The sequence below is a fragment of the Yinghuangia seranimata genome (genome assembly GCF_029953285.1).
Lineage (GTDB): Bacteria > Actinomycetota > Actinomycetes > Streptomycetales > Streptomycetaceae > Yinghuangia > Yinghuangia seranimata.
The window spans coordinates 1-11,394 of the sequence record NZ_JASAOI010000021.1; the positions used below are offsets into that span (position 1 = coordinate 1).

Annotated in this window: 8 protein-coding genes; 5 read left to right on the plus strand and 3 right to left on the minus strand. The window is 73.1% G+C overall.

What is annotated here, in order from left to right; translation table 11 throughout:
• Window positions 1-169 precede the first annotated feature (169 nt).
• The 3 genes from QI554_RS14425 (at window position 170) to malQ (ending at window position 4,052) form a co-directional block, all read left to right on the plus strand.
• Window positions 170-742, plus strand: a complete 573-nt coding sequence (locus QI554_RS14425) for a SigE family RNA polymerase sigma factor (RefSeq protein WP_281470018.1) — start codon at window positions 170-172, stop codon at window positions 740-742.
• The gene (locus tag QI554_RS14430) at window positions 742-1,713 is read left to right on the plus strand and encodes a hypothetical protein (protein ID WP_281470019.1); all 972 of its coding nucleotides are present in this window, start codon (window positions 742-744) and stop codon (window positions 1,711-1,713) included. The genes QI554_RS14425 and QI554_RS14430 overlap by 1 nt, the downstream gene beginning before the upstream one ends.
• 110 nt (window positions 1,714-1,823) lie before the next feature.
• Window positions 1,824-4,052 (plus strand): 4-alpha-glucanotransferase, encoded by a 2,229-nt coding sequence (gene malQ / locus QI554_RS14435; protein ID WP_281470021.1) that lies wholly within the window; start codon window positions 1,824-1,826, stop codon window positions 4,050-4,052.
• 59 nt (window positions 4,053-4,111) lie between these two features.
• On the opposite strand, the gene QI554_RS14440 is transcribed toward malQ, so the two are convergent.
• From QI554_RS14440 to pepN (QI554_RS14450), 3 genes are all read right to left on the minus strand, one after another.
• Window positions 4,112-4,294, minus strand: a complete 183-nt coding sequence (locus QI554_RS14440; protein ID WP_281470029.1) for a hypothetical protein — start codon at window positions 4,292-4,294, stop codon at window positions 4,112-4,114.
• Between the two features lie 166 nt (window positions 4,295-4,460).
• Entirely contained in the window at window positions 4,461-7,019 is a 2,559-nt protein-coding gene (gene pepN, locus QI554_RS14445; protein ID WP_281470023.1) for an aminopeptidase N, read from the minus strand.
• 55 nt (window positions 7,020-7,074) lie between these two features.
• Entirely contained in the window at window positions 7,075-9,618 is a 2,544-nt protein-coding gene (gene pepN, locus QI554_RS14450) for an aminopeptidase N (protein WP_281470025.1), read from the minus strand.
• A 241-nt stretch (window positions 9,619-9,859) separates the two neighbouring features.
• Here pepN (QI554_RS14450) and QI554_RS14455 point away from each other — a divergent pair, with 241 nt between their 5' ends.
• Together QI554_RS14455 and QI554_RS14460 are read left to right on the plus strand one after the other, a co-directional pair.
• On the plus strand, window positions 9,860-10,477 hold the full coding sequence (locus tag QI554_RS14455) for a mycothiol-dependent nitroreductase Rv2466c family protein (protein ID WP_425527975.1): 618 nt from the start codon (window positions 9,860-9,862) through the stop codon (window positions 10,475-10,477).
• Between the two features lie 177 nt (window positions 10,478-10,654).
• Window positions 10,655-11,308, plus strand: coding sequence for a hypothetical protein (locus QI554_RS14460; RefSeq protein ID WP_281470027.1), 654 nt, complete (start codon window positions 10,655-10,657; stop codon window positions 11,306-11,308).
• Window positions 11,309-11,394: the final 86 nt, after the last annotated feature.

The window sequence follows — 11,394 nt, forward strand, 5'->3', positions numbered from 1 at the left end:
CGCGCCCCCCCCCCCCCCCCGCCACACCCCCCCCGCCCCCCCCGGGGCGCCCCCCCCCCCCCCCCCGCCGGCCCCCGCCCCCACCGGTCATCTTTGTGTCCGCCGCTGTCAACGCGGGGCGTCCGCCGCCGCATTCTCCATGCGACACGGACGAGCGAGCGGGAGCGGCATGGACGCAACGGCGGAAGAGCAGTTCGCGGAGTTCACACGGACACGCTGGCCGGCACTGACCAGGTTCGCGTACAGCCTGGTGCACGATCCGGGGCGGGCCGAGGACCTGGTGCAGGACGCCCTGGTGCGGCTGTGGAAGGTCTGGCCGAGGCTCCGCGAGGAGCAGCCGGAGGCATACACCAGACGGATCGTCGTCAACCTCGCCATAGCCACCGGCCGCCGCCGGTGGTGGGGCGAACGGGCCACCGCGGTGCTGCCCGAGGCCCGCGTGGAAGGGCCCGGCGCGCACGTGGCCGAACGGGACCTCATGGTCCGCGCGCTCGCGAAGCTCTCGTCGAAACAGCGGGTCGTCGTCGTGCTGCGCTACGCCCACGACCTTCCCGAGGCCGAGGTGGCCCGGATGCTGGGCTGCTCGGTCGGAGCCGTCAAGACGCACGCCTCGCGCGGCCTCAAGGCCCTACGCGAGCAGCACGTCCTCGGCCTGCCGGACGGGCTCGACGCCGTCCCGGACCGCGACACCGTGTCGGTGCCGGTCGTACCCGCCTTCGGAGCCCGAGGAGACAACGCGTGATGGGGCAGTTCGAACAGTTCGAGGCGACGCTGAAGGAAGCCGTCGGCATGCCCGACGACTACGTCGGTGAAGCGGACCCGTACGCACGGGTTTCCGGGGCCGTCCGCAAGCGCCGCGGTCGGCGGACGGTCGGCATCGCAGGCGCCGCGGCGGCAGCGGTGGCCGTGTCGGTGGCCGTCCCGGTTCTGATGGACGGCTCCGGCGGTTCGACGGCGCGAGCGGGCTCCGGCGGCGGCGCGGCGCCCGCCGTCGTCGCCGGTGGCGGCACCACGGACACCGTCCTGCACGAGTACGACGGCATGTACGCGGAACCGGTCTACCGCGTGGCCACCTGGGGATCGTCGTCGGTGGGCAGCTCCGACTGCGGCTGGGCCATGGCCGGCGACGTCGTCAAGCGGAACATCTTCGTGGTCGGGCCCGGCAAACCGGCCACCCGGCTCGACCACACCAACGTCCGCTGCATGACCGTGACCACCGGCAAGGTGCGCACAGACGTGCTCTTCGCGGAAGACCCCACCCTCCCGCTGAAGTTCGCCGACGCCCCGATGTTCACGGGCAGCATCGCCGGGATCTCCGACGACGGGTTCGAGATCTACGGGATCGTGCCGGCCGGCGCGAAGAGCGTCCGGGTCACGGTGGAGGGCAAGCCGGACATCAAGGCCGACGCGGTGGAGACGAAGACCGCCGCCGACGTCCGCTACTTCATCGCGCGCGTGCCCGCCCACGTGGGCGAGTCGGTGTCGGTCACCGGCCTGGACGCGGACGGCAAGAACGTCGGGAAGACCCGGACGATCCGGACGGGGCTCGGGGGCCTGATCAAGACGGTCGCCCCGCAGGACGTGAAGGTGGGCGGCCCCACTCCGACGTATCCGCCCGGCACCGAACCGACCGGGCCTGTGGGGGGCTACTACCAGCGGTTCATCCCGATCGAGGGCACCGCCGATCCGGCCGTCACGGGCACCGTGTCGTGACCTGACACCGCACGCCGAACGGGGCGTTCCGCACCCGCGGAGCGCCCCTTCGGGCGACGTGTCCGGTGAAGAGCTCCGTTTCGGCGCGTGCGGATGCGATGCTCGCCGATATGGAGTGCACGGAGACGGAGCACAAGGCGACGGCGGCAGCGGTACCGGTCACCGGCGACCTGGCCAGGCTCGCGGGGGCGTTCGGCGTCGCCACCGAGCACCACGGCTGGCGCGGTGACGTGGTGTACGCCGACGAGGAGACGGTCCGGGCGGTGCTCGGCGCGTTAGGCGTCGACGCCTCGACCCCCGACGCGGTGCGGCACGCGCTGGTCGCCCACGAGGCGGCGCGCCGGGGCCGGCTGCTGCCGCCGGTGATCGTCACACGCGCGGGCCGCGCCGAGGCGTTCGCGGCGCACTGCGAGCCGGGCGCGCGCGTGGAGCTCTGGATCGAACTCGAGGACGGCGGCGTCCGCCGCGACCTCGCCGAGCTCGGCCGGAACCTTCCGCCGGCCGTCGACGGCACCGTCGTCCAGGAACGCTCGTACACGCTGCCGGCCGACCTGCCGCTGGGCTGGCACACGCTGCACGCCCGCGTCACCGCGACCGAGGCCACCGACCTCGGCTCGGGCGGCGAGCCGGAGTCGGCCGCCGAGGAACGCCACGTCAGCGTCCCCGTCGCGGTCAGCCCGGCCCGGCTGCCGGCCCCGCCGGGGCGCACCTGGGGCTTCATGGTGCAGCTGTACTCGCTGCTGTCGCGGCGCTCGTGGGGGATGGGCGACCTCGCCGACCTCGCGGACCTGGCCGGCTGGTCCGCGCGCCGGCACGGCGCCGGGTTCGTGCTGGTCAACCCGCTGCACGCGGCGTCGCCCGTGGCACCGGTCGAACCGTCGCCGTACCTGCCGGTGAGCCGCCGCTTCACCGACCCGATGTACGTGCGCGTCGAAGCCGTCCCCGAATACGCCTACCTCAGCCCGGTAGAGCACGCCGTCGCCGAGGAACTCCGGCTGCGCACCGGCGACTTGGATGAAGGTGCGGGCGCGGCGCACACGGCCGACCGGCTGCAGCGCGACCGGGTGCGCGCCGCCAAGCGCGAGGCGCTCGCGCTCGTCCACCGCGTGCCGAGGAGCCCCGGCCGCGAGGCCGCCTACCGCGCGTTCCTCGCGGCGGAAGGCCGGTGGCTCGACGACCACGCCACCTGGTGCGCGCTCGTCGAGGAGCACGGCCCCGACTGGCACGCGTGGCCCGCCGAACTGCACGACCCCGACGCGCCCGCGGTACGCGCCGAGCGCCGCCGCCTCGCGCCCGCCGTCGACTTCCACCGCTGGTGCCAGTGGGTCGCCGACGAACAGCTCGCCCACGCACACCGCACAGCGCGCGACGCGGGCATGCCGGTCGGCGTCGTCCACGACCTCGCGGTCGGCGTGCACCCCGACGGCTCCGACGCGTGGCTGCTCGGCTCCGCGCGCGGCGGCGAGGTGCTCGCGCTGGGCGCGACCGGCGGCGCCCCGCCGGACGCCATGAACGCGTTCGGGCAGGACTGGAGCCAGCCGCCGTGGCACCCGGTCCGGCTCGCCGAGGCCGGCTACGCGCCGTACCGCGAGCTGCTGCGCTCGGTCTTCCGCAACGCGGGCGCGGTGCGGGTCGACCACATCCTCGGGCTGTTCCGGTTCTGGTGGATCCCGCGCGGCAACCGGCCCGACCGCGGCGCGTACGTGCGCTACGACCACGAGGCGATGGTCGGCATCCTCGCGCTGGAGGCGCACCGCGCCGGCGCCGTCGTGGTCGGCGAGGACCTGGGGACCGTCGAGCCGTGGGTGCGCGACTACCTCGTCGAGCGCGGCATGCTCGGCACGTCGGTGCTGTGGTTCGAACGGGACGCTGCGGGCCCGGTCCCGCCGGAGGACTGGCGCGAGCTGTCGTTCGCGACGGTCACCACGCACGACCTGCCGCCGACGGCGGCCCGGCTGGCCGGCGAGCACGTCGACCTGTGGGCCGAACTCGGGCTGCTGCCGGGCACGATGGAGGCGGCGCGCGCCGAGGCGGCGGACGAACTGGCGTCGTGGGTGGCACTGCTCAACGACCGGGGCCTGCTGCGGCCCGGCGCGGGGGAGCGGGAGACCGTCGAGGCGCTGCACCGGCTGCTGGTCAGGACGCCGAGCCGGATGCTGGGGGTGTGGCTGCCGGACGCGGTCGGCGACCGCCGCCCGCAGAACCTCCCGGGAACGTCACGGGAGTACCCCAACTGGCTGCTGCCGGTCGCGGACGGCGCGGGCCGCCGCGTCCTGCTTGAGGACCTGGCGGCGGACGCCCGCGCGGCATCGCTCGCCCGCGTGCTACGGGGCCTGTGACGGCCCCTCGCGGCACGCGGGCGGAGGGGTGGAGCGGAGGGTGGGTCGGCGGACGCGCGTCAGCGCTTCGCGCCGCCCTTGCGCATGATGTCCGGCAGGCACACCAGGAAGGCGATCACGGCGAACATCAGGATGGGCAGCCCGACGAAGAAGCCGAGCGTCTCCCCGATGCTGAGGCCGCTGCCGGGGTCGTCGCCGTCGTCCCGGGTCAGGGCGAACGCCGGGGACGAGATGAGCAGCATGAGCGTGACGCCGGCCGCGACCGTGCCGGCACGCAGTGCATTCCTGTTGACCACGCTCCTACGCTACCGGTCCCCCGGTGAGGCCGCCCCACCGGGGCATCCCCACGAGTGACGCGCCGAACGGCGGCGGCGGCCCGTCGGGGCCGGCCGCCGCCGCTCGCCGGGGTCAGCCCGCCGTGCGGTCCTTCGCCTGGGCGCGCAGGGCGCGGGCGACGCCGTCGCGGCTCTCCACGACCAGGCGGCGCAGCGCCGGGACGGGGTCGGCCGCGGTGAGCCAGGCGTCCGTGCGGTCCAGGGTGTCCTGGGACACCTGGATCGACGGGTACAGGCCCATCACGATCTGCTGCGCGATCTCGTTCGTGCGGTTCTCCCACACGCCCGCGATCGCCGCGAAGTACCGGTCGGTGTACTCGGCGAGCAGGTCGCGCTGGCCGGGCTGCACGAAGCCGCCGATGACCGCGGCCTGGGTGGCGTTCGGCAGGGCGTCGGACTCGACGACCGAGGCCCACGCTTCGTCCTTGGCCTCGCGGGTCGGCCGGGCCGCGACGCACGCGGCGGCGTGCCGCTTGCCCGCCGCGGTGTCGTCGCGCACCAGCTCGGCGTCGATCTCGGGCCGGTCCGCCGTGCCGACCGCCACCAGGCGCTGCAGGAACGTCCAGCGCAGGTCCGTGTCGACGGCCAGGCCCTCGATCACCGTGGAGCCGTCCAGCAGGCCGGTGAGCAGCCCCAGCTGGCCCTCGGTGGCGGCCACGGTCGCGAAGCAGCGCGCCCACGCCAGCTGGTGGTCGCTGCCGGGGGCGGCGGCGCGCAGGTGCTCCTCGGCGGCGACGGCGAGCCGCGCCAGGCCCTCGGGGCGCCACGCAGGGTCGGCGAAGAGCTCGAGCGCGCTGGTCAGCTGGCGGTGCAGCGACCCGACGATGTTGATGTCCTTCTCCTGCCCGATGCCGGACAGCACCAGGGTCAGGTAGTCGCGGGCGGCCATCTCGGCGTCGCGCGTCATGTCCCACGCCGCCGCCCAGCACAGCGCGCGCGGCAGCGGGTCGACGAACTCGCCGATCGCCTCGGTCACCACGGCGAGCGAGTGCTCGTCGAGGCGGATCTTGCAGTACGTCAGGTCGTCGTCGTTCAGCAGCACGACGTCGGGGCGGGCGAGGCCGACCAGCTCGGCGACCTCGGTGCGCGGGCCGGTGACGTCCAGCTCGACGCGGTGGGTGCGCACGAGGCCTTCGGCGGTGCGGTTGTAGAAGCCGACGGCCATGCGGTGCGTGCGGATGGTCGGCCAGGCCTCGGGCGCCTCCTGCAGGACGGCGAACGAGGTGATGACGCCGTCGGCGTCCACCGCGACGTCCGGGCGCAGCGTGTTGATGCCTGCGGTCTGCAGCCACTCGGCGGACCACGCCGACAGGTCGCGGCCGGAGGTCTCCTCGAGCGCCTTGAGCAGGTCCGCGAGCGTGCTGTTGCTCCACGCGTGGCGCTTGAAGTAGGTGCGGACGCCGGACATGAACTCTTCGCTGCCGACGTACGCGACGAGCTGCTTGAGGACGGACGCGCCCTTGGCGTAGGTGATGCCGTCGAAGTTGACCTCGACGTCCTCCAGGTCGCGGATGTCCGCGAAGATCGGGTGCGTGGAGGGCAGTTGGTCCTGCCGGTACGCCCACGTCTTCATGCGGTTGCCGAACGTCGCCCACGCGTGCGTCCAGCGCGTCACCTCCGCCTGGCAGCGGATCGAGGCGTAGGTGGCGAACGACTCGTTCAGCCACAGGTCGTCCCACCACTGCATGGTGACCAGGTCGCCGAACCACATGTGGGCCAGCTCGTGGAGGATGGTCTCGGCACGGACCTCGTAGGACGCGTCCGTGACCTTCGACCGGAAGACGTAGTCCTCGAGGATCGTCACGCAGCCGGCGTTCTCCATGGCGCCCGCGTTGTACTCGGGCACGAACAGCTGGTCGTACTTCGCGAACGGGTACGGGAAGTCGAACTGCTCCAGGAAGTAGTCGAAGCCCTGCTTGGTGACGTCGAAGATGTTGTCGGCGTCGAGGAACTCCGCGAGCGAGGCGCGGCAGAACACGCCGAGCGGCACCACGGTGCCGTCGGCGGCGGTGTAGGAGTCGCGCACCGCGTGGTAGTGCCCGGCGACGAGCGCCGTGATGTAGGTGGAGATCCGCGGCGTCGGCTCGAAGGCCCACACGGACGCGCCGTCGCAGCCCACCGCCGCGGTCGGCTGCGGCGTGGGGGAGTTGCTGGTGACCTCCCAGTCGCCGGGCGCCGTGATCGTGAAGGCGAACGTCGCCTTCAGGTCCGGCTGCTCGAAGTTCGCGAATACGCGGCGCGCGTCGGCGACCTCGAACTGCGTGTACAGGTAGGTCTTTCCGTCGACCGGGTCGACGAAGCGGTGCAGGCCCTCACCGGTGTTCATGTACGCGCACGACGCGACCACGCGCAGCTCGTTCTTCGCGGCCAGCCCGTCGAGCTGGACACGGCTGTCCGCGAACACCTTCGCGGGGTCGAGCGCGACGCCGTTGAGGGTGATCTCGGTGACGGACGGGGCGATCAGGTCGATGAACGTCGACGCGCCGGGCTCGGCGCACGCGAAGCGCACCGTGGTCTCGGACCCGAAGGTCGCCCCGGTGCCGGTCAGGTCGAGCGCGACGTCGTAGCCGTCGACGGTGAGGATCCGGGCCCGCTCGCGGGCTTCGTCACGGGTGAGGTTGGTACCGGGCACGCCGGTCGTCTCCTTCTGGTCGGTGGTCGTTGCTGGGGATGCGGGCGGCGGTCCGTCAGCGGGCGTCGCGGGCACGGGCGTTGAGGGCGCGCTGGGCGTCGTCGCGGCGCTCCAGCACCAGGCGGCGGAGCGCGGGCGGGCGGGTGTCGTCGGCGAGCCAGTCGTCGGTGCGGCGCAGCAGCTCGTGCGACAGGTCCCACATGGGGTAGAGGCCGACGACGATGCGCCGGGCGATCTCGATCGAGCGGTTCGCCCAGACGTCGGTCAGGGCGGCGAAGTAGCGCTCGGTGTACGGCGTCAGCAGCTCCGCCTGCGACAGCCGGGCGAAGCCGTGGATCGTCGCGTCGACCATGGCGTTGGGCAGCGCGTCGGACTCCACGACGGCCGCCCACGCGTTGGCCTTGGCGTCCTCGCGCGGCGCGGCGGCACGGCACGAGGCGGCGTGCTGGCGGCCGGCGGCGGTGTCGTCGCGGGCGAGCGCGGCGTCGACGTCACCGCCGTCCGCGGCTCCTGCCGCGACCAGGGTCTCGGTGAACAGCCACACGAGCTCCTTGTCGACGTCCAGGCCCGGCACCGCCTCGGTGCCGTCGACCAGGCCGCGCAGCAGTGCCAGGTGTGCGTCGGAGGCCGCGGTGTGCCCGAAGCAGCGCGCCCAGGCGAGCTGGTGGTCGCCGCCCGGGGCGGCGGCGCGCAGTTCGGCCAGCGCGTGCTCGGCGAGCGCGGTGGTGCCCGTCTCGCGCCACGCGGGGTCGGCGTACAGCTCCAGCGCGGACTCGGCCTGCTCCAGCACCATCTGCACGACCGCGATGCGCGGCTCGCGCGCGGCGTGCCGCAGCACCAGGTCGACGAACTCGCGGGCGGGCAGCTCGGCGTCGCGCGCGAGGTTCCACATCGCCGACCAGCACAGCGCGCGGGCCAGCGGGTCGGCGACGTCGGACAGCCGGTCGCGCAGCGTCGCCGCCGAGACGTCGTCGAACGCGATCTTGCAGTACGTCAGGTCGTCGTCGTTGAGCAGCAGCAGCGCGGGACGCGGCGCGCCGGCGAACTCGGCGACGTCGGTGCGCGCCCCGGTGACGTCGACCTCGACGCGCCGGGTGCGCACCAGGGCGCCGCTGCCGTCGTCCTCGTACGCGCCGATCGCGATGCGGTGCGGCCGCAGCGGCTCGCCCTGCTGCACGACGGTGAAGCCCGTGACGTTCCCGGCGTCGTCGACGGCGACCTCGGGCACCAGGCGGTTCATGCCGGTGGTCTCCAGCCACGCCTTCGACCACGTGGACAGGTCGCGGCCGCTCTCCGCCTCCAGCGCGGACAGCAGGTCGTCCAGGCTCGTGTTGCCGTACGCGTGCTGGGCGAAGTAGCGCCGCGCGCCCGCGTAGAAGTGCTCCTTGCCGACGTAGGCGACCAGCTGCTTGAGGACGGACGCGCCCTTGGCGTACGTGATGCCGTCGAAGTTGAGCATGGCGTCCTCGAGGTCGCGGATGTCCGCGACGATCGGGTGCGTCGTCGGCAGCTGGTCCTGCCGGTACGCCCACGCCTTGCGGCGGATCGCGAACGACACCCAGGAGTCCGGGTACTCGGTCGCCTCGGCGACCGCCGCGGTGCCCATGTAGTCGGCGAACGACTCCTTGAGCCACAGGTCGTCCCACCACCGCATGGTGACCAGGTCGCCGAACCACATGTGCGCCATCTCGTGGAGCAGTGTGTTCGCGCGGCCCTCGTAGGCGGCCTCGGTGACCTTGGAGCGGAACACGTAGGCCTCGTCGCGGAAGGTGACGCAGCCGGGGTTCTCCATGGCGCCGATGTTGTACTCGGGCACGAAGACCTGGTCGTACTTGCCGAACGGGTAGACCAGGCCGAACCGGTCGTCGCGGTGGAAGAACGCGAAGCCGCGCTTGGTCTGGTCGAACAGCCGGTCGGCGTCGAAGTGTTCGGCGAGCGACGCGCGGCACAGCAGGCCGAGCGGGATCGTCACGCCGTCGCCCTCGTACACGTCGCGCAGCACGTGGTAGGTGCCCGCGGCGATCGCGGTGATGTACGTCGAGATGCGCTTGGTCGGCTCGAAGCGCCACCGCGCGACGCCGGGCGCGACCGGCTCGCGGCCGCTCTCCGGGGCGTTGGACACCACGGTCCACTCCTCGGGGGCGATCACCGAGAACGTGAACGAGGCCTTCAGGTCCGGCTGTTCGAAGTTGGCGTACAGGCGCCGCGCGTCAGCCGGCTCGAAGTGCGTGTACGTGTAGACGCCGCGGTCGGCGGGGTCCTCGAAACGGTGCAGGCCCTGCCCCGTGCGGCTGTACGCGCACGAGGCGACGACGCGCAGCTCGTTCTCCGCGGCGAGGCCGTCGAGCTGGATGCGGGTGCCGTCGTACACCTTGGCGGGGTCGAGGACGCGGTCGTTCAGCCGGACCTCGTGCACCTCGGGGGCGAGCAGGTCGGCGAACGTCGCGGCGCCGGGCCGGTCGCACGTGAACCGGATCACCGTCTCGGAGCGGAACGTGGTCGGCCCGGTGGTCAGGTCGAGGGCGATGTCGTACGACGCGACCTCGATCAGCCGGGCCCGCTCGCGGGCTTCGTCACGGGTCAGGTTCTTACCGGGCACGGATCACGCTCCTGGCGTCCTCGAGTGCTGCACTGTCCGCTGCGGGCACGGCTCGGCGATGTTGGCGCCGTCCGCCGTGCGGGTTGCCCCGCGGCCGATCCTTTCATGTCCGGCGCGTCCCGGAATGGTCCGCGCGGTCGCGTGGTTGGGGGAGGGAGGACGGTTCGTCGATCGGAACGGCGCACCGCCTTTTCGCGTGGTTACCGCGCGTGACACATCGGCGATTCGAAGGGATCGGATCTTGACGACCGTTGAGCGTGACCAGGCACATTTCTGGTTCGACCCGCTGTGCCCGTGGGCGTGGATGACCTCGCGCTGGATGCTCGAGGTCGAGAAGGTGCGTCCGGTGGACGTCACCTGGCACGTGATGAGCCTTTCCGTGCTCAACGAGGGTCGTGACGACCTTCCGCAGCGCTACAAGGACCTGATGGCCGAGGGCTGGGGCCCGGTGCGGGTGTGCATCGCGGCCGAGCAGAAGTTCGGCAACGAGGTGCTCCTCCCGCTCTACACCGCGCTCGGCACGCGGCACCACCCCGGCGGCCGGGCGTACGACCGCGCCACCATCGAGGAGGCCCTGGTCGAGGCCGGGCTGCCGACCGAGCTGGCGGACGCCATGGACTCGACCCAGTTCGACCACGAGCTGCGCAGGTCGCACAAGGAAGGCATCACGCAGGTCGGCGAGGACGTGGGCACCCCCGTCATCTCCGTCAACGGCGTGGCCTTCTTCGGTCCGGTCGTGACCCCCGCGCCCAAGGGCGAGGCCGCCGGCAAGCTGTGGGACGGCTGCGTCCTGGTCGCCGGCACCCCGGGCTTCTACGAGCTGAAGCGGACCCGCACCCAGGGCCCGATCTTCGACTGAGTCACCCGTCCGGCCCAGCGCCGGGACGATCCGGAGCGGGGCCGCGGGCGCGTCACAAGCGCCCGCGGCCCCGCTTTCGTGTCCGCCGCGCCGGGGCCTCGCGCGTGCCATGCTCGAACGGCGACACCCAGCGCGCACGACTCAACGAATCGTGACATTGACCAATAAACTGGACAGATGACAGCGCCCGACCGCTCCCGACCGCTGGTCCGCACGGCCCGCCGCGGCCGACCGGATCCCGGCACGCCGAACGGCAACGCGCCTTACGGGTCGCGCCGCCCCGGCATCCGCGACCGTGCGTTCTCCGTCGCGCTGCGCCCCACCGCGGCCGTGTGGCGGATCACCGGGCTCAAGCACAGCGCCGCGACCCTGCGGCACTACTACGGTCAGAGCGGGCAGCGCTTCGTGGTCGACCCCGAGGGCCCGCTGGAGACGGCGCCGTTCCGCAAGGTCGCCGACCGGCACCTGGAGGAGTGGCGCGACCTCGCCGTGGCCCGCTGGCGGGCGAGCGGCGGCCACGAGACCGAGTTCGACGCCACGACGAACTGGCACGGCGTGCGCATCGGCAAGGGCGACCACCTCGACTGGTGGCTGGCGCTGCGCGGGCTGCAGTACCGCATGACCGGGCGGGTCGACATCGACGAGGACGGCGTGGTGCGCATCGTCTACGAGGTCGAGGTCTACAAGGACTGGGGCTTCGACAAGGGTGAGGACGAGTACGGGCTGTCCTTCACGCCGCTCGCCCGCCTGCACGAGGCCGGGCTCGCCCGCGAGTACACCGTCGTCGGCCGCAGCCGCCCCCTGGTCTGGACGGCGCCGCCGGCCGGTTGAGCCGGCCGGCGGCGCCGCGTGCCTCACCGAAGCCGCGGTGGGCACACGACCCCACCGCAAGGCGCCCGGGAGTCACGTGCACCCGG

Bases quoted from the DNA above. Each gene is read 5' to 3' on its own strand.
- malQ (WP_281470021.1), top strand. From the start codon at position 1,824: ATGGAGTGCACGGAGACGGAGCACAAGGCGACGGCGGCAGCGGTACCG.
- QI554_RS14460 (WP_281470027.1), top strand. From the start codon at position 10,655: ATGACAGCGCCCGACCGCTCCCGACCGCTGGTCCGCACGGCCCGCCGC.
- QI554_RS14440 (WP_281470029.1), bottom strand. From the start codon at position 4,294: ATGCTGCTCATCTCGTCCCCGGCGTTCGCCCTGACCCGGGACGACGGC.
- QI554_RS14425 (WP_281470018.1), top strand. From the start codon at position 170: ATGGACGCAACGGCGGAAGAGCAGTTCGCGGAGTTCACACGGACACGC.
- QI554_RS14430 (WP_281470019.1), top strand. From the start codon at position 742: ATGGGGCAGTTCGAACAGTTCGAGGCGACGCTGAAGGAAGCCGTCGGC.